The sequence below is a fragment of the Novosphingobium sp. BF6 genome (assembly GCF_058273105.1).
Genome location: NZ_CM177775.1, coordinates 770,102 through 793,413, shown reverse-complemented (window position 1 = coordinate 793,413; position 23,312 = coordinate 770,102). Strand labels below are relative to the sequence as shown.

Genomic DNA, 23,312 nt, shown 5'->3' with positions numbered 1-23,312 from the left:
GTGGCGCGAATCACCATCTTTCCGCTTCCGGGCGCGGTGCTCTATCCGGGGCTGCAACTGCCGCTCCACATCTTCGAGCCCCGCTACCGGGCGATGGTGAGCGACGCCCTCGCCCGCGACCGGCGCATCGGCATGATCCAGCCGCAGCGTCCGGTCGAGGGCGCGCCGCTGTTCACGATCGGCTGCCTCGGGCGGATCGGGGACGTCGAGGCGCTGGAGGACGGACGCTTCAATATCGTGCTGACCGGCGAATCGCGCTTTCGCATCACCCGCGAACTCGACGTGACGACGCCGTTCCGGCAGGTCGAGGCCGAACTCCTGCCCGAACGCGAGGATGAAGTGCTCGCCCCGATCGAACGCGCCAGCTTCGAACGCGAGGCGAAGCGATTCGCCGATGCCCAGGGCTATGCGGTGGACTGGGACCAGGTCGGCCGGCTCGACGACTTGGCGCTGATCAACGGCGTCTCGCAGATCGCGCCGTTCGACGCCGCCGCCAAGCAGGCCCTGCTCGAAGCCGAGAGCCTGCCCGCGCGCTGCGAACTGCTGGTGCAGCTGATGCAGTTCTTCGGTCGCCATTCGGACGACGATGACGACGGCGTGACCATGCAATAAGCCGCTTTGGCTGCGCCGGAGTTGCTTCAGCCAACGATCAAACACTCCGTCATCCTGAACTTGTTTCAGGATGACGCGGTGGGCTGGGGCAGGTTCTGCTTAACCGCAAAGCTCAACGCTTGCCGCTACCCGGCAGCCTCGACCGGCTCTCCAGCACCCTCTCGCGCATGTAGAGTTCCTGGGTTTCTCGCGGCGACAGGCCGTCGCTGCCGTAGCGCTCCGCCAGCGAATCGATCTGCTGCCGTTCCTTGCGCAGCGCCTTGGCGTCCTGCTTCGAAAGACGACCGGACTCACGGCCTTCGCGGATCGCTCTGTCGACGTTGCGAAGGTCGAGACGATAACGCTCTGCCTCGGCCTTTTGCTGGATGTCACGATAAGGCGGACTGCTCGGCCGCGGCGCAGGAGGTCCCACGATATGCGCCTCCGTACCGGCTGCGACCAGCAACAGCATTGCGGCGGAACAGGCAGACAGCAAACGGAGCATCGCACCCTCCTCTGCGGCAGAGAAGGGTGAGACTGGCTCTCAAACCGCTGAACCGGCGATGAATTCCGCCGCTATTGCAGCAGCACCGTCTTCACCCCGTCGATCACATATTGCGCGGCGAGCGCCGCCAGCAGCACGCCGAGAAGGCGCGTGATCACGGCCTCCACCTTGTCGCCCAGCACCCGCATCAGCGGTCCGGCAGCGGCAAGCGCGGCGAAGCTCAGCGCCATCACGGCGATCATCGCCGCCAGCACGGCGAGCGTCTGCTCCATCCCGTGCGCGCGCGAGGTCAGCAGCATGATCGTCGCGATCGAGCCCGGTCCAGCCAGCATCGGCATCGCCATCGGGAACACCGAGACGTCATCCACTTCGGGCGTCTCGGCATGGTGGGCGATGATCTTCTCGGCCCGTTCCTCGCGGCGCTGGGTGCGCTTTTCGAAGACCATGTCGATGGCGATCATGAACAGCATGATGCCGCCCGCGATGCGGAAGGCGTTGAGTTCGATATGGAGCGCGCCCAGCAGCCGCGCGCCGAACAGCGCGAAGACCACGAGGATGGCGGTCGCGATCATGCAGGCGCGCGCGGCCATGGAAATCGCCTGCGAGCGGCTCGCGTCGGCGGAAAGCCCGGCATAGATCGGTGCGCAGCCCGGCGGGTCGATCACCACGAACAGCGTGACGAAGGCGCTGAGGAAGATTTCATACATGCGCGTTTTTGCCCCTTGGCCCCGTTATTGCGCCTTGGGCGCGGCTACGTCGCTGCGCAGCACTTCGGTTATCGTTCCGTTCTTCAGCAGCGAGACCGACAGCGAACGCGAATGGTCCGCGTTGACGTGATAGCTCCAGCGCAGGGTGCCGTCCTTCGAACGCCCCTTGCCGTCCATGCCCGGCGCCGCATCCGGCACTTTGCCCTCGACGATCAGCGCATCGCCGGGTTCCGGCCTGTCGCCGGAGCGTGCGCAATCCGCGACCGAGGCGGAGAGCATGTCCGAATTCGGCAGCGCCTGCGCGAGGCTGTCGCCCTGGTCCAGCACCCAGCGATAGTCGCCCTTCTTGCGCTTCTGCCAGATTGTCGTGAAATAGCCGACCGAGCCGTCCGGTTGCTGCCAACCGCCCTTGGTGACGCCCATGGTGCCGTCGCAGCTCATCCAGACCTGCGAGGCCTGCCACTGCACGGGCGCGGCCGGTTCCTTGCGTCCGCTGAGCCAGGTCCTGGCGCGGACCGGCTCGGGCACGAACATGACCGCATCATCGTCGGCGAATTCGTCGAAGGCCTTCCACTGGCCCTTCTCGCGCGCCGCCCGCGCAAAGGCGATCTCGGCGGCGACGAGCGCGCTGGGATTGGCGGTGCCCACGCCGGGCGCATAGTCCGGCCTGCGCCGGGCATCGGCCGGGGCGGCAGAGATCGCCATCAGGGCGACCCCGCCCGCCGCAGCCGTCAACGCCCGGCGCAGCGCCCGGTTCAAAGCGCGCTCTCGTCCAGCGAGAGACCGGCATTGCGGTGCGCCGCGACGACAGTGTTGCGCAGCAGCACGGCGATCGTCATCGGCCCGACGCCGCCCGGAACCGGCGTGATCGCCCCCGCCACTTCGGCAGCCGAGGCGAAATCGACATCGCCCACCAGTCTGGTCTTGCCCTCTTCGGCAGCCGGAACGCGGTTGATGCCCACGTCGATCACGGTCGCGCCCGGCTTCAGCCAGTCGCCCTTGACCATCTCCGGACGGCCCACCGCAGCCACCACGATATCCGCGCGGCGCACGACCTCGGGGAGGTCCTTGGTACGGCTATGCGCGACGGTGACGGTGCAGCTTTCGGCGATCAGAAGTTGCGCCATCGGCTTGCCGACGATGTTCGAACGACCGATCACCACCGCGTCGAGTCCCGAAAGCGAACCCAGCCGGTCCTTCAGCAGCATCACGCAGCCGAGCGGCGTGCAGGGCACGAAGCCCGGCAACCCGGTGGCAAGACGCCCGACATTGACGACATGGAAACCGTCCACGTCCTTGTCGGGATTGATCGTTGCGATGACCTTCTGCTCGTTCATGTGCGCAGGCAGCGGCAGCTGGACGAGGATACCGTCCACCGCCGGATCGGCGTTGAGCTGCTCTACAACGGCCAGCAGGTCCGCTTCCGAGGTGTCGACGGGCAGCTTGTGCTCGAAACTCTCCATGCCCGCCGCCACGGTCTGCTTGCCCTTGTTGCGGACATAGACCTGGCTGGCCGGATCCTCGCCCACGAGCACGACCGCGAGGCCTGCCTTGCGACCGGCCTTCGCCTCGAAATCGGCGGCGACGGTAGCGATGCGGGTGCGCAGGCCTTCGGCAAAGGCCTTTCCATCAATAATGGGGCCGTCGATGATGTTCGCTGCGGTCATGTCAGGCATAGGCCATCGGCTGGAGGATCATGATGATCACGTTGAGGCTGATGATCAGCACCATCGGCGAGAAGTCGATCCCGCCGGTATTGGGCATGATCCGCCGGATCGGGCCGAGGATCGGATCGAGCAGCGCATTGAGCGCGCGCCAGATCGCCTCGACGAAGCGGTTGTGCAGGTTCACCACGTTGAAAGAGATCAGCAGGCTGAGCACGAACTGGACGAGCACGAGCGTGGTCAGGATCTGGACGAGGTAGATAAGGGCGTTGATCACACCGCCGAGCATGGGCGTGGGGCCTTTCTGAGGAATGAAGCCTGCGCCTGATAGCCGAGGCAAGGCGGGTGGAGCAAGCGCGGGAACGGGTCCGGATGGTTCCGGCCCTTTACCGCAACACTCGGTTACAGAGCCGCCGTCCAAACCATCACCGGGTTACGGTGGACATCCGTTCGATACGCCAGTTGAGCTGCTGCTCGCTAGCGCCCGGCACGTCGTTGACGCGGCGCAGGACGATGCTGCCCCGGCGCGAGGGGCGGCCGTCGGCGAAGTCGAGCACGACCGGCGCCTCGTAATAGATCGAACCGGCCGCCGTGCTGGTATCGCCCCGGCCGAGCGCGATCCGGGGACCGGCATCGCCGCCGAATTCCTCGGCAAGGCGGTTCGGCGTCATCTGTGCGTCGAGGGTCCAGGCCTTGGCCGCATCGTCCCAATCGCCGATGCGCAGGGCATTGATGTAGTAGCGCAGAACCCGCTCGGGATCGCGCCGCTCGCCCAGCGCGGTCTGGTCGAGCTGGGCCGCGAGACCGCTCTGGGCGGCTTCGGACGCGTCTCCGCTGGGTTCTTCCGAAGCGGCGATAGCCTCGCTCGCCGCCATCGTCGCATCGCTGCTGGGCTCGGCTATCGGTTCCCGGTTGCACGCGGCGAGCAGGAGAGCGAGGGCCGAAACGGCGCTGGCGATGACGACGGTATTACGCATGGGGCTTGAAACGCCTTTCAGCCGGATAGTTCCTCTTGCAGATCGGTTCAGCCCGCCCGGATCAGCGTGCCTGCACCTTCCTGCGTGAATATTTCCAGCAACATGGCATGGGAAACCCGCCCGTCAAGCACGACGGCCGCCTCGCAGCCCGCCTCTACCGCATGGATGCAGGTTTCGAGCTTGGGGATCATGCCGCCCGTGATCGTGCCGTCCTGCTGGAGCTTGACGATATCGGACGGCGTCAGGTCGGTCAGCAGTTCGCCCTGCTTGTCGAGCACGCCGCGCACGTCGGTGAGCAGGAACAGGCGCGAGGCACCCAGCGCCGCGGCGACAGCACCGGCCATCGTGTCGGCATTGATATTGTAGGTCTGGCCGTCCTCGCCCGGCGCGATCGGGGCGATGACCGGAATCATGCCCGCCGCCGAGATCGTCTCGATCACGCCGATGTCGATCTTCGCAGGCTCGCCCACGAAGCCGAGATCGACGACGCGCTCGATATTGCTGTCCGGATCCTTGGCGGTGCGCTGCACCTTGCTCGCGGTGACGAGGCCGCCGTCCTTGCCGGAAATCCCCATGGCCTTGCCACCGGCTTCGGCGATCCAGCCGACGATTTCCTTGTTGATGACGCCCGAGAGCACCATTTCGGCGACTTTGGCGGTTTCCTTGTCGGTCACGCGCAGGCCATCGATGAAGCGCGATTCGACGCCCATGGTCTTGAGCATGGCGCCGATCTGCGGGCCGCCGCCGTGAACGACCACGGGGTTGATGCCCACGGCCTTGAGCAGGACCACGTCCTCGGCGAAATCTCGCGCCAGTTCGGGATCGCCCATGGCATGACCGCCGTACTTCACGACGAACGTGCGACCGGCATAACGCTGCAAGTAAGGCAGCGCATCGACGAGCGTCTCGGCTTTCGAGAGCATGGCGGGATCGTGCGGAATCGGCATGGGGCGCTATTAGACCCCCTGCTCAGAATTTAAAGTCAGTTTCCCGCACCAAACCGCCAAATTATTTCACGCTCCGTCGAGTTTCCGACCGAGCTTCACGAAGAGCCAGATGAACGGCGGCACCATGATCGTCGAGAGCACCAGCTTGGCGATGATCTGTCCGCCCATGATATCCCAGATCGGCAGCACGCCCGCGAAGGAGATCGTGATGAAGATCAGCGTATCCACGACTTGCGACAGCAGGCTGGCGATCCAGGCGCGCAGCATCAGCATCCGTCCTTCGCTTCCGGCGGAAAGCCGCGCGAACACCGTGACGTTGAGTGTCTGCGATACGCCATAGGAGACCAGCCCGGCGAACTGCATGCGCGCGCCCTGGCCGAGGAGGCGGGCATAGGCGTCCTGGTCGTCCCAGAACGGGGCAGGCGGGACGACGTGGATCACCAGCGTCAGCAGGCTCATGGAGACGATCAGCGGAATGAAGCCGAACCGCACCAGCCGGTTGGCCACCGTTGTGCCGTGCAGTTCCGCCACCGCGCTGGACAGCACCACGAGCAGCAGAAACGCGAAGATTCCCGATTCGACCGCGAGGTCTCCCAGCACCGGCCACTGGCCGAGCGAGGCGATCTTGATACCCAGAACACCCGCCAGAACGACCAGCCCGCCATAGAGCGTGGAGAACACGAACATGGAGCGGGGAATGGTGATGGCGCGGGATTGCGCGCTTGCAGGGGCTTGCGGTTCCATGACGATGCTCTAACGGGCGCGGAACAATTGCACTAGCCGTCATGGATGCGCCCCTCTAGGTTTGCGCACAGATTCAGCACGTATTTTCGGAGAAATGGGCACGATGCACGTCGCCTACAGCCTGCTCGGCATCGTTCTCATCATGGCCGTCGCCTTTCTTCTTTCCTCCAACCGCCGGGCTATCCGCCTGCGGGTGGTAGGTGCAGCATTCGCCTTGCAGGCCGGTCTGGCCGCGCTCGTGCTCTACGTTCCCCTCGGCAAGGACCTGCTCGGCGGCGCGGCTTCGGGCGTGGAAAGCCTGCTCGGTTATGCCCATGCCGGGGTGAACTTCCTGTTCGGCCCGCTCGCCAGCCCGGAGATCGGCGGTCGCAGCTTCGCGATCTCGGCCCTGCCGGTGATCATCTTCTTCGCCTCGCTGATCTCGATTCTCTATTATCTCAAGATCATGCCGCTGGTGGTCCGCTGGATCGGCGGCGGGCTGGAAAAAATCACCGGGATCAGCAAGGTCGAGAGCCTTTGCGCCGCCTCGAACATCTTCGTCGGCCAGAGCGAGGCGCCCTTGGTGATCCGCCCCTATCTCGCCGGTCTCAATCCCTCGCAGCTGTTCTGCGTGATGAGCGTGGGCCTGGCGGGCGTGGCGGGCACGATCCTGGCCGCCTATGCGTCGATGGGCATTCGCATCGACTACCTCGTGGCCGCCGCCTTCATGTCGGCGCCGGGCGGTATCTTCATGGCGAAGATGATCATGCCCGATCCGCGTCCGGTCGCGGGTGACGAGCTTGACGTCCACGAGGGCACCCTGCCCCCGGCAGGCGCCGCCGCCGCCGCGCTCAACCGCGCCGACGTGACCCACCTGCCCGGCGTCCATGTCGACGAACCCGAAGCGGTCGAGCATGAAGAGGAAAAGCCCGCCAACATCATCATGGCCGCCTCGCAGGGCGCCCAGACCGGCGTGAAGCTGGCGGTTGCGGTCGGCGCGATGGTGCTCGCCTTCGTGGCGCTGATCGCGCTCGCCAACGGCCTCGTCGGCTGGATCGGCAGCCTGTTCGGCTTTGCCGACGTGACCTTCCAGGGCCTGCTCGGCTATATCTTCGCCCCGGTCTTCTACCTGCTTGCCACGCCGGACTGGCACGAGGCGATGCAGGCCGGCAGCCTGTTCGGCAGCAAGATCGTGCTCAACGAGTTCGTCGCTTTCATCGACCTCGGCCAGATGACCGCGCTGTCCCCGCGCACGGTGGCCGTCGTCACCTTTGCGCTCTGCGGCTTTGCCAACTTCTCCTCGATTGCGATCCAGATGGCGGTGACCGGCAGCCTCGCACCGAACCAGCGCCCGATCATCGCCCGTCTCGGCGTCCGCGCGCTCTGTGCGGGCAGCCTGTCGAACCTGATGAGCGCCGCGCTGGCAGGCCTGTTCCTCGGGCTGGCCTGAACCACCGCTCGCCACTCAGGCCACTAGGCAAGCCAAAAACCAATCCGGCGCCCCCGCGAAGGCGGGGGGCCCGCTTCGTTCCGCCACGCCGCAAGAACAAGCTGGATCCCCGCCTTCGCGGGAATGACGGGTTTGGTATAAGATTGAGGAACAGGCACCGGCTCGATAGCCCAACCCCACTCCCTTTATTGCCTCTTGCCCCGCGCAGCCTATATCGGGGGCATGACCATGACCGATCCGCGCTCGCTCCTCTATCGCCAGCTTTCGCCCGAGGACGCCCAGGCGCTCGCCGCCGAGACCTTGCGCAATTGCGAGGACGGCGAACTCTACATGCAGTTCATGGCCACCGAGGCTTTCGGCTTCGATGACGGCCGCCTGAAAACCGCCGACTATTCGCGCGACGCCGGTTTCGGCCTGCGCGGCGTCACCGGCGAGATGACCGGCTTCGCCCACGCCAACGAGATTTCCCCCGCCGCCATCCGCCGCGCGGGCGAAACCCTGCAACTGCTCGATCCCGCAGGCGCGGTCCGCGCCCCGGCGCCGCAGAAGAGCAACCGCCACCTCTACACCCACGTCTCCCCGCTCGACCTCGTGCCCTTCGAGGAGAAGGTGAAGCTGCTGGAGACGATCGACGCCGCCGCCCGCGCCCGCGATCCGCGCGTCTCGCAAGTCAGCGCCAGCCTGACCGGCCAGTGGTCGGTGATCGAGATCGTGCGACCCGACGGCTTCATCGCCACCGACGTGCGCCCGCTGGTGCGCCTCAGCGTCTCGATCGTCGCCGAAAGCAACGGCCGCCGCGAGACCGGCTCATTCGGCATGGGCGGTCGCCATCTCTACGATTCGCTGTTCGACCCGGCCAACTGGAACCGCGCGATCGACACCGCCCTGAACCAGGCGCTCGTCAATCTCGAAAGCGTGGACGCCCCGGCGGGCGAGATGACCGTGCTGCTCGCCCCCGGCTGGCCCGGCGTCATCCTCCACGAAGCCGTCGGCCACGGCCTCGAGGGTGACTTCAACCGCAAGGGCACTTCCGCCTTCTCCGGCCGCATCGGCGAGCGCGTCGCCGCGCCCGGCGTCACCATCGTCGACGACGGCTCGATCGCCGATCGCCGCGGCTCGCTCTCGATCGACGACGAGGGCACGCCGACGCAGGAAACCGTGCTGATCGAGGATGGCATCCTCAAGGGCTACATGCAGGACCGCATGAACGCGCGCCTGATGGGCGTGCAATCGACCGGCAACGGCCGCCGCGAGAACTACGCCCACGCCCCGCAGGTCCGCATGACCAACACGTTCATGAAGGCCGGAAACGACGATCCCGCCGAGCTGCTGTCGCGCATGAAGAACGGCATCTTCGTGAAGTCGATGGGCGGCGGACAGGTCGACATCGTCTCGGGCAAGTTCGTATTCTCGTGCAACGAGGCCTACAAGGTGGAGAACGGCAGGCTCGGCGCCCCGATCAAGGGCGCCACCCTGATCGGCGACGGCCCCTCGGTGCTGACCCGCGTGACCGGCATCGGCAATGACCTCGAACTCGATCGCGGCGTCGGAGTCTGCGGCAAGGGCGGCCAGAGCGTGCCCGCAGGGGTCGGCCAACCGACCCTGCTGATCGAAGGCATCACCGTCGGTGGGACGGCGTAAGCCGTAGAATTTAACTTTATTTTGAATGTTTCTACTTTTTACAATAGAGGTTCTTTCCGTTGTTCAGAATACCTTCCGGTGATACGATGCATACCATCACTGGAAGGGTCATAGTTATGAAACATGTGCTTGCCTTCACATTGGCGATTGCCCCTTTAAATGCTCCAATCGCCGCAGAAGCAAGGTCTCACCTTAACGGCGACGAGCAACTGGCTCGATTGCTGGAAGGTCGTGAATCCGGCACACCTGTTCAATGCATTCTTCGTATTGGTGATCGTAAAGTAATCGACAAGACGGCCATCATCTATCGCATAGGCAGCACGATTTACGTTAATAGAACGAGTAATCCTGCAAAACTGGATTCTCGGGATTCCTTTCTTACCCAGAGCACCAATGCCTCCACCTCGAAATTCTGCCGAGGCGATATCGTGAAGTCGTTCGACGATCGCGGGGGAATAATTTGGACGGACCTGGGAGAGTTTCAGGAATTCGTGCCATACACCCGGCCTACAGCAGCATCCGCGGACTAGAGAATTTTCTAATCGGGCGGAAACACCCGATAACTCGGAAAATGCGTGAACCAAAAACATGGAACTGTTGGTCCAATACGATCGGATCGGAGACTGCTCTAGCGGCTCGCACACATTTCGGAAGCAGGATACAGCCGAGCTGTCAGGAACAGACAAAATTCGACCGAGCTTTCTTTGTAAATTTCAGCGTAGGTTCAGACGAACCGTGTCATACCGTCGATCTAGGGTTGGGAAAGTGAGGTAAAGACCATGTCAGTGAAGCATGTCGTCGGCGCCACGCTGATCGCGGCCAGCCTGCTCGCCGCGCCCACCGTGTACGCCAAACAGAAACTGACCGGCGAGCAGCAACTCGCCAAGATCCTCGATGGCCGCGTGGCTGGCAAGCCAGTGACCTGCATCCCGCTCAATCAGGCGCAGAGCACGCAGATCATCGACAAGACGGCGATCGTCTACCGGGTCGGCAGCACTTATTACGTGAACCGCCCGACCAACGCCGATACGCTGGATTCGGACGATATCCTGGTCACGAAGCTCTATTCGAGCCAGCTCTGCCGTCTCGACACCGTCCAGCTTCGCGACCGGACGATGCCGAGCATGTGGAACGGGTTCGTGGGCTTGCAGGACTTCGTGCCTTATACGAAACCGAAGACCACGGCTTCGAGGTAAGACGAACGCTACAGTTCCGGGAAAGCGGTCGGGCGCAAAGCCACGACCGCTTTTACCTGTATCACCAATCGTCGAACCGCCGCCCCGGAGTGAACACGTCCTGCACCGGGTAACCAAGCGCAGCGTAGGACCCCGGAGCCCCGGCGTTTTCGCCCCGCACCATCAATTGCGCCTTCAAGCATCCCCGCGCCGCCAGCCATTGCTTGGCGCTCTTCATGAGAAACCGCGCGATCTCCCGGCGGCGGCAAGCTTGCGGCCACGGCAAGGTAATAGACCCAGCCGCGACGCCTTGCGAAAATCAAGGAATTCCTTGCAGCGCTTAGCCCGCCGTGTACCTGCCATGGCCGAGCCGAACACAAGCAAGGAAACCCGCATGGCCCTCGCCCGCAGCACGATGCCCTCGCCGGTGGGCGAACTGACCCTGATCGCCAGCGAGACCGGACTTGTCGCCGTACTCTGGGAAAACGACGATCCCACGCGTGTCAGGCTCGCCGATGTGCAGGACGAAGCCGACCATCCGGTCCTCACGCGCACCGCCGCGCAATTGGCCGAATACTTTGCCGGAGAGCGCCGTTCGTTCGACCTCCCGCTCGACTTTCGCGGTACTGATTTCCAGAAGAGCGTCTGGGCGCAGCTTCTGGCCATCCCCTTCGGCGAGACCCGCAGCTACGGCGAGATCGCCCGAAACCTCGGCAACCCCACCGCCAGCCGCGCGGTCGGCGCCGCAAACGGTCGAAATCCGATCTCGATCATCGCCCCCTGCCACCGGGTAGTCGGCGCCAGCAGTTCACTTACCGGATTTGCCGGAGGATTGGAGGCCAAGGCCTTTTTGCTGAAGCTGGAGGGCCCGAAACTCCTGCTCTGAAACGAAAAGAGCCGGTATCCGTTGAGGACACCGGCTCTTTCGCAAATTTAAAATACGGCAGGGATCATTCCCACTCGATTATCAAATCGCCAGTTATTTGGCTTAATTCCTACATTTTTTAGCATGGCCTAAGCCATATGCCATGAATTATACCATGTAACCGGGCCTCATATCTGGGGAAATCCCTCCGTGGTCTGCGCCACATTTGCGCGCCCGATCACTCACCGGGAATTGGTTCAGTTTGCGATGCTCAAATTTAGAGCGGTCGACGTCGCCCCCTCAAACACCGATGAATCATAGTAGCCCTTCCGTCATTCGAATGGGCTGGCTAAACGCTTTCAATTCAATGCCAACGGGGGATTCGAACATGGCTAAGCGTATAAGCATCATCAACTTCAAGGGTGGCGTTGGCAAAACAACTCTAGCCTTCCAACTTGCTGCTGGCCTTGTTCGATTTCACAAGCCTGCTCGAGTCCTAGTGGTTGATATGGACCACCAGAGCAGCCTCTCAATCCTATGCCTTGGTGCCGCTGCGTGGAATGCCAAGGTGAACGCAAATGAAACCGTGAATGAGGTTTTCAAACCCTTCGTCGGCCAATCTCCATTGATGCCCGGCGCTGAGATCATTTCAAGTACTAACCTTAGTTCGGCGCATTATAAGAATTTGAAAATTGTCCCGGCAAGCCTTCAGCTTGATGATATTGAAATTGAGCTCACCGCCTCACACCATGGCAACGCCATTCAATCCGAATGGAACAAACGCACTCTAATATGCCGCTGGCTTGAAGAATCTGGCATCGACAATGAATTTGATTACATTATATTTGATTGCCCTCCGGCGACGAAAATAGTTTCGCAAAATGCCATTGCAGCAAGCCATGGCTATATTATACCCGTCATCCCCGAAGCTGTTATGGAGCGCGGAGCACCCCACCTTTATCAAATGGTAAAGTCAGGAATCGATACGCGCCTAAATGCTCTGGCTGCGATGGGCACGCCACGCGCAATGCATGTGCCCGACACCAAAATAGTCGGCGTTGCAATCACACGAATTCAGACTCATGGGCCAGCGACGTCTGGCTACACCGACGACCACACTCAGCATCTTGCATCACTGCAAAGGTACTGGAAATCTTATCTCATTAGACCATATATCGAAGCAGGCACCGGCGTGTCGCAAGCGCTTGCGGAGGGTGTCCCAGTGTACGATCGCGCAAACACGCAGAACGTAGGGAGTCGTGGCTTCCACACGATGTATGAGCAGTTGACGGCCGCTCTGAAAGCAAGGATTGACGCTCTATGAAGCGACCATTTTCCCTGTCGAAGGCACGTCGGAAGCATATTACAGCAGCTGACGTAGGCAGATACCTAAAGCAGTTAGCCGCCATCAATCGCGACCCGCTTACTGGAAACCCGGCGATGAGCGAGGCATTGCAGGAAATCGCAGCGATTTTAATCGCTGCGAAAGCCGCACCTGCAGCAAAGACGCTGTCGAACTTCACCGAGCAAAGTCGTTTTGATTTTGAAGACGAAATCGACTTTCAGACCCTTCCCCTCGAGGACGTGAAGGCCATTCTAAAAAGGTCGGACTTAACCAAGTCCGATTTGTCCACTGTCGGAAGTGAGCGGTTTGGTATCGCAAGATCGCGGATGGCGAGAGTTCCACGGGAAGAAATTATAAGTATGATTTCTGCAGCCCTCCAACATGAAGAATCTTTGTCGATCATCACCGAAGAAGCCAAACGCGCGCCGCGCACCTCTTAAACTTTGCTGCATTTCATCGCTTGAGGCCAAGCGAGCGGAGCGATCCAAAGCATGGACGCTCCGCACCGAGGAAATGCGACACAGAAAGCGCGATACCTCAAAATTACGCCCTCACCCCAGCATCTGCATCTGGATTTCATCCTGACACGCCCAGACTGGACCAGCCAGGCATTCTAAAGGCCGCCCTTTTTTGTGGCCTTAAATTCCTCGCTTTCAATCAGCCTCACAATGTCGACAACCTCCCAAGGCCGATCAATGACACTGACGGCCATTGCGGGAGTGACGCTGTGCGCATCACTTTCGCGAACAAAATTATGATGCATCACGTGTAACGCCAGCGCCTCAGCGTGGATACTCGCCTTCATTGATGAAAGGTGTGATGAGCACCCCCCCCGAATGGAGAGGTAGCCCCGCTCATCATAGCTGGCTGAGCCACGCGGATCCTGAAGCTGATCTTCTGCAAACTCGATGGACACCCCGCCACTGGCCGCAACCTCAGCGCGACCAGCGAGGCGCAAAGCGAGATCTTTTGATAGCTCCAACGCATACTCGCCACCGCAGCCCCCAACCATATAGGACAGGATCATTCCACTCTCGGCATCAATAGCGAACCAGCTCCACACACCCCCGGTGCCATGATCCTCCCCCCCCTCGCCCTCGGTGGTCTTTTGCCCCGCCGAAGTGAATGACCAAATTTTGCTCACTTTCACATGCTCAGTCGCCACGTTCCGCACATTGGCATCGTGGTATGCCGCACAAACCCGTCCAGCATCTGTCAGCAGCTTGGCGACCGTATTCTTACTCACTCCGGTTAGCTGCGCGACAGCACGAATTCTCTCGCCACCCGACAGAAGTCGAAGGATGCGGCAGCGCTCTTCGATACCCAGCTTGTTCATAGGGCTTCACTCTGCTCCGACAATCTCAAGTCAAGCATAATGGTCAGTTTGGCACGGAACGTCAATTTGATGTTGCGGCTCGGAATCCACACGTGCTAAAAGGCGCCTAATGAGGATCGCGTTTAACAATGCAGAGCTGGCTTTGATCGAGACAGACCAGGCGGGAACTACCCAACTAGGGGTCACGGTGATCAAGTCGGCCCGGCGGAAGCTCACGATCCTTCGAGCGGCGATCGATGAGCGCTCGCTCAGCAATTGGAAAAGTCTGAGCTACGAAAAATTGGGGGGGGATCGAGAGGGTCAGCGGTCCGTTCGGTTGAATGACCAATATCGACTAGTTTTCGAGTTGAACGAAGACACCGAGCCGCAGACCGTCACGATATTAGAGATCGAGGTTTATCACTGATGGCCCACGCCACACCGCCGCCGGTTGATCAGCCCGGCACATTCATCGAAGAGGAGCTTGAGGCCCGCAACTGGACTCAGGCCGATCTTGCATACATTCTTCACATGGATGTGAGTCAGCTGAACAAGCTGATAAAAGGCACAACTTCCATCACCCCCGATACCGCGGTCGCCTTGGGCGACGCATTCGACATGCCCGCAGAATTTTTCCTGAACTTGCAAAAGCTCTATGATCTTCACAGGGCTCGGAAAGCCGATCCTGGCGTAAAAGCGCGCGCCACTTGGGTCTCCAAATTCCCCATTCGGGAAATGATCAAACGCGGATGGATTGAGGACGCGGAGCCGGACCTCCTCGACCTCCAGATGCTTCGTTTTTTCGGTAAAAACAGGATCAGCGACATCCCCTTTGTGAGCGATGCTCCGCTCTTAGCGCATGCTGCAAGAAAGCAGGATTACGAAGGAACCACTGAACTTCAGTATGTATGGCTTAACCGCGTACGCAAGATGGCTGAGCAAATCGAGTGCCCGCTTTATTCCGAAGAAATGCTTCGTAAAAGCCTGCCATCAATCCGGGAGCACATGCATCTCAAAGACGATATAGTGCATATCCCGGAAATTCTGCACAAGTGCGGCGTGCGTTTCGTCGTAGTTGAGGCCCTCCCCGGCTCGAAGATTGACGGTGTCTGTGTTTGGTTGGATGGTCAGCCTGTTATCGGCTTGACACTTCGATTGGATAGGATCGACAATTTTTGCTTTGTATTGATGCATGAAATTACGCACGTATTGAACGGCGATGGTAAGGAATTTTCCTTTGCACCTGTAGATAGCGATACTGGCGCCGGTGACGCAATCGATTGTGAGAAGGTGGCCAACGACACCGCCGCTGAATTTTGCGTGCCGCGCGCACAAATGGACTCATTCATCGCTCGCAAGAGTCCGTTTATATCCCGTGAGGACGTTCTAGCCTTTGCCGCGCGACTGGAAATTCATCCCGGCGTCGTAGTTGGGCAAATCCAAAATCGGACGAAAAAATGGAACTGGCTTCGCGAATACCAGATTGGCGTTCGCGAGTACCTTTTGGACTGGAAGCACAAAGACGGTTGGGGCCACCTCTCCCCTACCGGTCTATAGGAGCGGAAGATGGCCGATTACAACGAGCAGGTAAATCGTCATTGGGACGAATGGGCCTCTGAAACCGGACACGATTCCGGCGATCCCAACGACTTCATCGATTGGGCCGTAGCTCACGGCAAACTGGCCCCCAGACCGCAGGATGTTCGCCAAGCACTACGCAAGCAGGTGACGCAAGCGTTGCGCCAAGCAAAGCGCTTCGATGAAGAAGGCGGCTTCACTTATCGCGCCAAACAAAGCGTAACGCTCTTCGAGAACGGCGTCGAAACCAAGCATTACTTCGATACAGACACGGGCGGCACGCCGACAAAACGCCAACGATCGGTCAGGCAGCGTCGTGAAGCAATCGCCCATGATGTATATCGGGCACATTGCGATGTGGAGCGGATGAACAAGAATTTTCCCGACGATCCCCAACTTCGTTTTCACCTTGAGTTCCAAGATGACGTGGACGAACTTCGCGCCGTCGAACGGGCAGAGCGAGATCGTGGAAAAGATGCCGCTTAAGGCTTTCTCCACCGCCCTTGAGCAGCAATTGTAGCGATCTCCGAACGTTGCTGTGCGGTGAGTGCCGCCGCCCGCGCGGGACCACCCACAGCGCCAGCCCGTCTTGCGCGCTTTGTCAGCGCACCTTCTTCGATTTCAGTCGCGGCACCAGTCGCTAGATCAACAACTATCTTGGCGAGTTGATTAGCATCCCGCGGACGCTGCGGTTTTCTAGCGATCATCACTTAACCGCAGAAACCGCATGGTCCTCGCATTGAAAGTCGAGGTCATCTCGAATGCGGCTCGGCGCTGAAACTTGTCTAAACCCGACGGTGACCGACTCCACAGTCGTGGACTTATCTCCGAATGCGTAGGAGTAACCATCGTTCTCCGACATTCGCGCGACACCTTCTCGTCCACACTCTGGGCAAACGAGCTTAGCGGAAAAGTGGTCTCGTGATGACATGCCATATCATATAGCGCAGCTGCTATGAGATTGAAGGCTTAGTACAGCTGAATCGACAATCACTGAGTTCAAAAGATGATGAAGCATGTGACATCATCCCTTGCCAGACTGAGCCCGAGCGCCCCAACGCATTGCAACGGAATTGGACGGAACAGGTGAGAGTTTCACCTCCTCTTGGAGCAACTGTCGATTCATCGATCGCCATTCCTTCCCTTTCTAAGTTGCGGTAGCGACCGTCCACCTCGCAGAGCAAGCCCTGTCGAGCCGAAGGCAAGTAAGGTCTGTAAAGTTGGCTGGAGCGCAAAGCGCGTAGGCCTACATTACATATCTTGCCGTCCTGAGTGACGCAAAACTATGCACGTATCTGCAAGAGTATGCAAAACTTCGCAAAATCGCTGCAATTGCGGAGTTTTGCATACTTTTGCGGAGATTTTCATCATTATGCGAGGCAAGATGTGCGTTGTACCGGTACGCCGTTGGCGAGTTGGTACAACACCTTGCCTACTCGCCTGAAGGCTCGAAGGTGTATGCTGCGACAGTATGAAGCGCGCCAAGCGTGCTACAGCGGGTCTCCGCAAAACACCGAGATCACGCCCCCAGCCTTTTGGATCCCATTTAGGAGATAGCCGTTGTCCAAACTCTCCAAGCGAAGCCTGAAGCAGTTCGACGCCGCCGACTTCCTGCAATCCGAGGAAGATGCAGTCGCGCTGCTTGAAGCGGCCCACGAGAGCTGGAGCGAATTCCCTTCCCAAGGAGATTGGGAAGCACACTTACGGAATACCGAGGGTGCCATCGAACGAGCTCGTACCCGCTGGGCAAATGAGCACACTCCAGAATAGGAGCCCAAAAGGGAAACGGAGGCCCCACCCGTCATGCCGACAGGACGCCGTTTGGCCACGCCCATAAGTTATATATTTAATGGGTTAAAACGCGCGCGCGCGTTACACATCTCAAAATCCGGAAAAAATTAATTCTAATCAGCACATTGCGGCGAGGCCGTGCATCTGAAAGCACGAAGCTCGATGCACCTGAAAGCACGTGCCTTTCCACAGGCCAATGCATCTAAAAGCACGTGCCAATTCACAGGCGACACACCTTTATCCACAGCACTCCGACCATTGTTCCTTAGCTGCGATTCCGGCGTCTTCGCTTTGTACTCGCACCGCTTTTCTCGTGTGGAAACAATGGGACGCGTGAATGTCCGGCCGGATTGCCGGCGCAGGCTATCTTGCCTGCTACACCGACAGGACGAAACGTGACGATGTCCCGCACCTGGTCGTAAGCCATCGCATAGTCAGGCAGCCCACCGGAAGCGACAAGCGCTCGCACCTTTACGCGAAAGTTTGACACCCTTGAACCGCACCCGCTTTTAAGGTGGAGAACGTCCAGTGAGACCCTCCATTGGCGTTGCGAACCACAGTGCTTCCGCGCGAGTTCGTAGACGCGCCGGTCCAGCGGCTTTCGCAGTTGGAAATAATCCCGACTGAGAGTGAGAACCTTCATGGTTTCAATGGATCTGAATAACCAGACCGGGAGTGTCACTTCGACCGCGACCATGCGCCTGTCCGCTTCGCTCTCAATGACCCTCGCCGCATCGATCAGTCCGAAAAAGCGCCTCTCACGCAGGCCGCCGGTCTCGATGTTCGTTTCAATGCGAGTTCCCGAAAGACGCGCCAACGTACCGCTGAGACGCTTGTAAGCCTGCCCGCTGGTATCGCGACACGTGGCACGAAAGAAGTCATGCGCGACGAAGCGCACGACACGGGAAATTTCCCGCCCCCGGTTCCGAGCCTCGACCAACTGACTGATACAAAAGATCCACAAATCCTTGTCATGGATAGTCGCACAGCCGTCTTGGGTGGACTTCACCGTCACTGTCCAACCATTGTGCTCATATGTCCTGACACTCCGATCACCGGCCTTCAACGCAAACAATGGGTGCTCCATACTGGCCACATCGCCCTTCGGCGCTGGATCCAGAATGTCCGCCATGAAGAAATTACGTTGCCGGAAGCAGCTCGGTTCGAATTGATCGTTCACCTTCCGATCGGCGTTTTGACCAGTGGAGGCTAGACGCTCACATCGTCCACCAAACGCGTAGTCTGGTTGATCGATGGCGAAGCCTGCCTGCTCCTCGATCGCCACAACCGAATTTCCCGAGACCAACATAAGGCTCAAAAAGGCGGCGATCTAAAGCCGTGTCCCCGGTCGGAAGGCTTGCCCGCCGGAAACCTTGAGCGCGTCGATCCAATCTTCGATCTCGCTCAGATCCCATGCCACGTTCCGGCTCGTGAGGGCGATGCGGCGAGGAAACTCGCCGCGCTGCTCCATGTTGTAAATCGTTCGCTCTGCCAGCGGTATCATCGCGTGAAGCTTCTTGCGGTCGATCAGGACTCTGCTCTTAATCTCCATCGTAAATTCCCTCGCTATCAATCAGTTGCCTGACGATACCGGTTGGTGCTGGTAGAGGAGCGAAAAGAGTTAGAACAATGTTGACGATCACGTTAAAGCTAAGCGATGGACAAATCCCAAACCGCTCAAATCGCATTCGATCCTCACGAGGAGCGCTTGGTGAGGAAATGCGATACGTCTTCCGATCGGATCCAAGCCAAACTGGCTATGCGCAATGAGTGGTGCTTCTGTGAGTTCTGTTGGCGTCCGACCGAGTTTTCTACGGTCCTAGCCGCACCGAAAGTCGTGAAACGCCTCGCGCGCGGAAACGCCAAAATCGTCCCACTCACGGCCGCCATGCGCACTCTAGCGCAGAAACAGAGTGATGCTCTGGTCCAGCGATTTGAACGTGCGTGTAAGGGAGAATTCGGCCCATATGAGGCTGGGCGTATGTGGAGCAGATATTGCATTCCAGAGGAGATGCGCGGCGACCTATCGGTCGAAGGCTTTCGGGATCACGTTGAAGGAAGAATGCTCATTAAAGAATGGGCTCGGCATGGCGAACTGGTCTGGTCGGCACAGTTGCCCGGTCAACCTGAAGGTGCACCAAAGCCTAGCAAGCTATATTGCAGTCAACACAATCCACGACGAAGCATAGATTCGCGTCGAACATATCAAAGAGATCGGCGTTATAAAGTAGAATTTTACTTGTTGATTGATCTTGTGCGCTCTGATTGCTTGAGAAAAGGTTACTATCCCGTATGGGATATTGAGTTCCACGCAGATATTCGACGCCATGCTTATAAATTAATCCAGCATGGAAAATCTCGCACGGGGCATATGGAGGATTTGCTCGTTGATGAGACGATGAGCCAAGCAGATATCGCGCGCAAACTTGGCGTGTCGCGGCAAGCCGTTTCCGCCGCTATCAAACGGCGAACTAGTAAACAGGCGATAATCTAATGATCGCCACCTCTACGCACGCTTATGGGCGCTTCAGCGCCCATTCGTCGATCATGTCAGCCCAATCCTGTAGCATTGCGGTTCGTTGCCCACGATATTCCGCTTTATTGTAAACCGCCCTTACACCACGCTGCTCGTGCGCGAGGGACTTTTCAATCCAGTCGGTATTGTACCCCGCCTCGTGCAGCAAAGTTGAGGCGGTACGCCGAAGATCGTGCGGCCCGAACTTGCCGAGGGGCCTCCCCTCTTGCTGCGCCAGCTTGTACGTCAGTGTCAGCGCTTGATTGAGCGTCGCTCCACTCATTGGCACATCGGTATCGTATCGCGATGGCAGGACGAAGTCTGACCCGCCCGCGAACGTCTTCAGCGCCACGAAAATGTCGAGCGCCTGCCGAGACAGGAACACCAAATGGGGATTTCGGCGCTTCATACGCTCTTTGGGGATCGTCCAAAGCGCGTCGCTAAAGCTGATCTCATCCCATGTAGCATTGGTCAGCTCACTTTTGCGAACCATCGTGAGCAGCAAGAGTCTGGCTGCCGCACGTACCGATGGGGCTGACCCGATGCGCTCAAGGTAATGGTGCATCAGCCCGATTTCATCCGGTGTCAGAGCGCGATCGCGAGGCTCGAACTTGGCAATGGTCGTCGGGCGAACTAATTCGGCCGGATTTTCCACCTTCTGCCCGCGCTCAATCGCCCAGCGGTATACCTGAAAGACTATCTCTCGGGCGTGCACGGCCGTTGCCGGTGCTTTGCGTGCAACGATGGCGTCCGTCAGCGCTCGCAAGTCCTCGTGCGTGATCTCAGCCAGCTTCTGGTTGCCGAATTTGCCCTTCAAATCCCGCTCAAAGACCGATCGCCGCATATCACGGGTCGAATCCGCCATCTGATAGCCGCGAAGCCATTTCTCGGCCCAGGCACCGAAGGTCTCGGCATCCTTCGTGCGAGCTTTGTCGCGAGCCTTCTCCTTGGCAGGCGACTTTCCGGCCGCAACCATCTTCTTGGCCGCCCCTAGAAGCTCGCGCGCCTCGGCCAGCGTGATCCCGCCGAGGCCGTAGCGACCGAACGTAAGCGTCTCCTGCCTGCCGTTGATCGAATAGTTGTAGCGGAAAGAGATCGAGCCTGCGGGTGTGACCGCCACATAGAGGCCGTCGCGATCGTTGACCTTGTACAGCTTGTCCTGCGGCTTGAGATTGCGCAGCTTGGTATCGGTCAGCATGCCAATACCTCGCTCACCCGCAGAAATACCATGTTGAACAAGGCTGCCATTTCCCCTTAAAAATCCAGCAAAACAGGCGCCTTGCGGGATTTTGATACCATGCACCTGCTGAAGAGCCGTTATGGTATCGATCGCTGTTACCGCGCAGCCCAGAAAACGATGCCATTCAGCATGCCATTGGAAAGCGCTGCTTACCGATGCCGAAACTTGCCAGACATTGCCAGCCCCAAACAGAAAAAAGCCCGCATCTCTGCGGGCTTAGTTCCGTTTTCGTGCTACTGGCTGCCAGTCGGTGCCAGACGCCAAATCATTCCCACTCGATCGTGCCCGGCGGCTTCGAGGTGTAGTCGTAGACCACGCGGTTGATGCCCTTGACCTCGTTGATGATACGGGTGGCGACGCGCGACAGGAACGCGGCGTCGAACGGGTAGATGTCGGCAGTCATGCCGTCGGTCGAGGTGACGGCGCGCAGGCCGCAGACGCTGTCGTAAGTGCGGCCATCGCCCATGACACCCACGGTCTTCACCGGCAGCAGCACCGCGAAGGCCTGCCAGATCGCGTCGTAGAGACCCGCGTTGCGGATTTCCTCAAGGTAGATCGCATCCGCCTTGCGCAGGATGTCGCAGCGTTCGCGCGTCACTTCGCCGGGGATGCGGATCGCCAGGCCCGGTCCGGGGAACGGGTGACGGCCCACGAAGATCTCGGGGAGACCCAGTTCGCGGCCGAGCACGCGGACTTCATCCTTGAACAGTTCGCGCAGCGGCTCGACAAGCTGCATGTTCATGCGCTCGGGCAGGCCGCCGACGTTGTGGTGGCTCTTGATCGTCACCGAAGGACCGCCTGTGAACGAGACTGATTCGATCACGTCCGGATAGAGCGTGCCCTGTGCCAGGAACTGCGCGCCGCCGATCTTCTTCGCTTCGTCCTCGAAGACGTCGATGAAGGTCTTGCCGATGAACTTGCGCTTGGCTTCCGGGTCGGTGACGCCCTCAAGCCCCTTGAGGAACAACGTCGAGGCGTCGACGTGCACCAGCGGGATATTGTAGTGGCCGCGGAACAGGCTGACGACCTGCTCGGCCTCGCCCATGCGCAGAACGCCGCCATCGACGAAGACGCAGGTCAGCTGGTCGCCGATCGCTTCGTGGATCAGCAGCGCGGCCACCGCCGAATCGACGCCGCCCGACAGCCCGCAGATCACGCGCTTGTCGCCGACCTGCGCGCGGATTTCCTCGATCTTGGTCTTGCGGAACTCGGCCATGGTCCAGTCGCCGGCAAGGCCGCAGACGTGACGGACGAAATTCTTCAGCAGCTTGCCGCCGTCGGGCGTGTGCACGACTTCGGGGTGGAACTGCATCGCGTAGATGCGCTTCTCGTCGTTGGCGATCACCGCGAAGGGTGCGCCTGCGCTCGATGCCACCGGACGGAAGCCGGGGGCGAGGCTGGTCACCTTGTCGCCGTGGCTCATCCACACCTGGTGGCTTTCGCCCTTGGCCCAGAGACCGTCGAACAGCGCGCAATCGTCACCGATCTCGATGAAGGCACGGCCGAATTCACCCGAATCGCCGGAAAGCACTTCGCCGCCGAGTTGGTGCATCAGCGACTGCTGGCCATAGCAGATGCCGAGCAGCGGCAGCCCGCTTTCGAGGATTTCTTCTGGAATGCGCGGGCCGTTCTCGTCGAGCACCGAGGCGGGCGATCCGGACAGGATCACGCCGGCCGGATTCATGCGGGCGAAGGCTTCCTTCGCGGCATTGAACGGGGCGATTTCGGAATAGACGCCGGCTTCGCGCACGCGGCGCGCGATAAGCTGCGTTACCTGGCTGCCGAAATCGACGATCAGGATGGAATCGGACGTCTGCGTGGTCTGGTCAGGAGTCGGATTAGTCATGGCCGGCCACTATAGCGGGTTCGCGTGGGTGTCCAGTACAGCGCGCCCGATTTCAGGCGCGTACCCGAAACACCGACTTGATTGCATTTCTTGCAAGCAAGATTGTTGCTTTTGACGTTGCGAAAATTCCAATGAAGCTTATCTCGCACTTGCAGCATGCGCGCCGAGAAGAGCCATGCATGCGATAAAAACAAAACAAGATGTTTGCAGGAGCATTTCAATGACCATCGTCGAAAAGACGTTCGGTTTTGCCGCAGCGCTGGGTGTGAGCGCTCTGGCATTTGCCGTCACCCTCATCTGAGGGTCGGCAATTCCGACTAGACAGAAGGGCGGCCCAAGTGGCCGCCTTTTTTGCGTCAGGAACAACCGGCCTGCCCGTTTTCGCGCGCACCGTGGTGCAGAGCGCGCAACTGGCCGCTCCGCGACAACCACCTGGC

28 protein-coding genes are annotated in these 23,312 nt (G+C 59.9%); 14 read left to right on the top strand and 14 right to left on the bottom strand.

Features of this window, described 5'->3' with window-relative positions; all coding sequences use genetic code 11:
• Nucleotides 1-612: an LON peptidase substrate-binding domain-containing protein gene (locus AC4D6D_RS03975; protein ID WP_491326601.1), complete on the top strand. Its 612-nt coding sequence runs from the start codon at nt 1-3 to the stop codon at nt 610-612.
• A gap of 112 nt (nt 613-724) precedes the next feature.
• Here AC4D6D_RS03975 and AC4D6D_RS03970 read toward each other — a convergent pair whose 3' ends face one another.
• From AC4D6D_RS03970 to AC4D6D_RS03935, 8 genes are all read right to left on the bottom strand, one after another.
• The gene (locus AC4D6D_RS03970) at nt 725-1,096 is read right to left on the bottom strand and encodes a hypothetical protein (RefSeq protein WP_491326600.1); all 372 of its coding nucleotides are present in this window, start codon (nt 1,094-1,096) and stop codon (nt 725-727) included.
• A 71-nt stretch (nt 1,097-1,167) separates the two neighbouring features.
• Complete coding sequence (locus tag AC4D6D_RS03965) at nt 1,168-1,803, bottom strand: MarC family protein (RefSeq protein ID WP_334181751.1); 636 nt, start codon at nt 1,801-1,803, stop codon at nt 1,168-1,170.
• Nucleotides 1,804-1,827: 24 nt separating this feature from the next.
• Complete coding sequence (locus AC4D6D_RS03960; RefSeq protein WP_491326599.1) at nt 1,828-2,562, bottom strand: hypothetical protein; 735 nt, start codon at nt 2,560-2,562, stop codon at nt 1,828-1,830.
• A complete protein-coding gene (folD, locus tag AC4D6D_RS03955; RefSeq protein ID WP_491326598.1) occupies nt 2,559-3,470 on the bottom strand; it encodes a bifunctional methylenetetrahydrofolate dehydrogenase/methenyltetrahydrofolate cyclohydrolase FolD in 912 nt (303 codons plus the stop codon). The genes AC4D6D_RS03960 and folD overlap by 4 nt, the downstream gene beginning before the upstream one ends.
• 1 nt (nt 3,471) lies before the next feature.
• On the bottom strand, nt 3,472-3,744 hold the full coding sequence (locus AC4D6D_RS03950) for a YggT family protein (RefSeq protein ID WP_491326597.1): 273 nt from the start codon (nt 3,742-3,744) through the stop codon (nt 3,472-3,474).
• Between the two features lie 148 nt (nt 3,745-3,892).
• Nucleotides 3,893-4,444: a hypothetical protein gene (locus AC4D6D_RS03945; RefSeq protein WP_491326596.1), complete on the bottom strand. Its 552-nt coding sequence runs from the start codon at nt 4,442-4,444 to the stop codon at nt 3,893-3,895.
• 47 nt (nt 4,445-4,491) lie between these two features.
• On the bottom strand, nt 4,492-5,391 hold the full coding sequence (gene argB, locus AC4D6D_RS03940; RefSeq protein ID WP_491326595.1) for an acetylglutamate kinase: 900 nt from the start codon (nt 5,389-5,391) through the stop codon (nt 4,492-4,494).
• Between the two features lie 66 nt (nt 5,392-5,457).
• Nucleotides 5,458-6,135, bottom strand: coding sequence for a queuosine precursor transporter (locus AC4D6D_RS03935; RefSeq protein WP_491326594.1), 678 nt, complete (start codon nt 6,133-6,135; stop codon nt 5,458-5,460).
• Nucleotides 6,136-6,238: 103 nt separating this feature from the next.
• On the opposite strand from AC4D6D_RS03935, the gene AC4D6D_RS03930 reads away from it, so the two are divergent.
• The 4 genes from AC4D6D_RS03930 (at nt 6,239) to AC4D6D_RS03915 (ending at nt 10,401) form a co-directional block, all read left to right on the top strand.
• Nucleotides 6,239-7,564: a NupC/NupG family nucleoside CNT transporter gene (locus AC4D6D_RS03930; protein WP_491327193.1), complete on the top strand. Its 1,326-nt coding sequence runs from the start codon at nt 6,239-6,241 to the stop codon at nt 7,562-7,564.
• A gap of 222 nt (nt 7,565-7,786) precedes the next feature.
• Nucleotides 7,787-9,205 (top strand): metalloprotease TldD, encoded by a 1,419-nt coding sequence (tldD, locus tag AC4D6D_RS03925; RefSeq protein ID WP_491326593.1) that lies wholly within the window; start codon nt 7,787-7,789, stop codon nt 9,203-9,205.
• A gap of 116 nt (nt 9,206-9,321) precedes the next feature.
• Entirely contained in the window at nt 9,322-9,735 is a 414-nt protein-coding gene (locus tag AC4D6D_RS03920) for a hypothetical protein (protein WP_491326592.1), read from the top strand.
• 249 nt (nt 9,736-9,984) lie between these two features.
• The gene (locus tag AC4D6D_RS03915; RefSeq protein WP_491326591.1) at nt 9,985-10,401 is read left to right on the top strand and encodes a hypothetical protein; all 417 of its coding nucleotides are present in this window, start codon (nt 9,985-9,987) and stop codon (nt 10,399-10,401) included.
• Between the two features lie 61 nt (nt 10,402-10,462).
• Here the strand turns inward: AC4D6D_RS03915 and AC4D6D_RS03910 are convergent, their stop codons facing one another.
• Complete coding sequence (locus AC4D6D_RS03910; RefSeq protein ID WP_491326590.1) at nt 10,463-10,618, bottom strand: hypothetical protein; 156 nt, start codon at nt 10,616-10,618, stop codon at nt 10,463-10,465.
• 156 nt (nt 10,619-10,774) lie between these two features.
• Here AC4D6D_RS03910 and AC4D6D_RS03905 point away from each other — a divergent pair, with 156 nt between their 5' ends.
• The 3 genes from AC4D6D_RS03905 to AC4D6D_RS03895 all read left to right on the top strand — a co-directional run bounded on the left by AC4D6D_RS03905 (nt 10,775) and on the right by AC4D6D_RS03895 (nt 13,030).
• Nucleotides 10,775-11,266, top strand: a complete 492-nt coding sequence (locus AC4D6D_RS03905) for a methylated-DNA--[protein]-cysteine S-methyltransferase (protein WP_491326589.1) — start codon at nt 10,775-10,777, stop codon at nt 11,264-11,266.
• A gap of 367 nt (nt 11,267-11,633) precedes the next feature.
• Nucleotides 11,634-12,569, top strand: a complete 936-nt coding sequence (locus AC4D6D_RS03900) for a ParA family protein (protein ID WP_491326588.1) — start codon at nt 11,634-11,636, stop codon at nt 12,567-12,569.
• Nucleotides 12,566-13,030 (top strand): hypothetical protein, encoded by a 465-nt coding sequence (locus tag AC4D6D_RS03895; protein WP_491326587.1) that lies wholly within the window; start codon nt 12,566-12,568, stop codon nt 13,028-13,030. Before AC4D6D_RS03900 ends, AC4D6D_RS03895 begins: the two co-directional genes overlap by 4 nt.
• Before the next feature lie 173 nt (nt 13,031-13,203).
• Here AC4D6D_RS03895 and AC4D6D_RS03890 read toward each other — a convergent pair whose 3' ends face one another.
• Entirely contained in the window at nt 13,204-13,926 is a 723-nt protein-coding gene (locus tag AC4D6D_RS03890; protein ID WP_491326586.1) for a helix-turn-helix domain-containing protein, read from the bottom strand.
• Nucleotides 13,927-14,035: 109 nt separating this feature from the next.
• Between AC4D6D_RS03890 and AC4D6D_RS03885 the strand changes: the two genes are divergently transcribed.
• The 4 genes from AC4D6D_RS03885 (at nt 14,036) to AC4D6D_RS03870 (ending at nt 17,253) form a co-directional block, all read left to right on the top strand.
• Entirely contained in the window at nt 14,036-14,332 is a 297-nt protein-coding gene (locus AC4D6D_RS03885; protein ID WP_491326585.1) for a type II toxin-antitoxin system RelE/ParE family toxin, read from the top strand.
• Nucleotides 14,332-15,462, top strand: coding sequence for a HigA family addiction module antitoxin (locus tag AC4D6D_RS03880; protein ID WP_491326584.1), 1,131 nt, complete (start codon nt 14,332-14,334; stop codon nt 15,460-15,462). Before AC4D6D_RS03885 ends, AC4D6D_RS03880 begins: the two co-directional genes overlap by 1 nt.
• A gap of 9 nt (nt 15,463-15,471) precedes the next feature.
• Entirely contained in the window at nt 15,472-15,969 is a 498-nt protein-coding gene (locus tag AC4D6D_RS03875) for a hypothetical protein (protein WP_491326583.1), read from the top strand.
• A 1,074-nt stretch (nt 15,970-17,043) separates the two neighbouring features.
• Nucleotides 17,044-17,253, top strand: coding sequence for a hypothetical protein (locus AC4D6D_RS03870; RefSeq protein WP_491326582.1), 210 nt, complete (start codon nt 17,044-17,046; stop codon nt 17,251-17,253).
• Between the two features lie 286 nt (nt 17,254-17,539).
• Here the strand turns inward: AC4D6D_RS03870 and AC4D6D_RS03865 are convergent, their stop codons facing one another.
• The gene (locus AC4D6D_RS03865; RefSeq protein ID WP_491326581.1) at nt 17,540-18,559 is read right to left on the bottom strand and encodes a replication initiator protein A; all 1,020 of its coding nucleotides are present in this window, start codon (nt 18,557-18,559) and stop codon (nt 17,540-17,542) included.
• Between the two features lie 45 nt (nt 18,560-18,604).
• The gene (locus AC4D6D_RS03860) at nt 18,605-18,826 is read right to left on the bottom strand and encodes a helix-turn-helix transcriptional regulator (RefSeq protein ID WP_491326580.1); all 222 of its coding nucleotides are present in this window, start codon (nt 18,824-18,826) and stop codon (nt 18,605-18,607) included.
• 105 nt (nt 18,827-18,931) lie between these two features.
• On the opposite strand from AC4D6D_RS03860, the gene AC4D6D_RS03855 reads away from it, so the two are divergent.
• Nucleotides 18,932-19,768 (top strand): MarR family transcriptional regulator, encoded by an 837-nt coding sequence (locus AC4D6D_RS03855; protein ID WP_491326579.1) that lies wholly within the window; start codon nt 18,932-18,934, stop codon nt 19,766-19,768.
• 22 nt (nt 19,769-19,790) lie between these two features.
• Here AC4D6D_RS03855 and AC4D6D_RS03850 read toward each other — a convergent pair whose 3' ends face one another.
• Both AC4D6D_RS03850 and guaA read right to left on the bottom strand, forming a co-directional pair.
• Entirely contained in the window at nt 19,791-20,987 is a 1,197-nt protein-coding gene (locus AC4D6D_RS03850; RefSeq protein ID WP_491326578.1) for a tyrosine-type recombinase/integrase, read from the bottom strand.
• A 307-nt stretch (nt 20,988-21,294) separates the two neighbouring features.
• Nucleotides 21,295-22,875, bottom strand: coding sequence for a glutamine-hydrolyzing GMP synthase (guaA, locus tag AC4D6D_RS03845; protein ID WP_491326577.1), 1,581 nt, complete (start codon nt 22,873-22,875; stop codon nt 21,295-21,297).
• Between the two features lie 175 nt (nt 22,876-23,050).
• Here guaA and AC4D6D_RS03840 point away from each other — a divergent pair, with 175 nt between their 5' ends.
• The gene (locus tag AC4D6D_RS03840; RefSeq protein WP_491326576.1) at nt 23,051-23,176 is read left to right on the top strand and encodes a hypothetical protein; all 126 of its coding nucleotides are present in this window, start codon (nt 23,051-23,053) and stop codon (nt 23,174-23,176) included.
• The last annotated feature ends 136 nt before the right edge of the window (nt 23,177-23,312 follow it).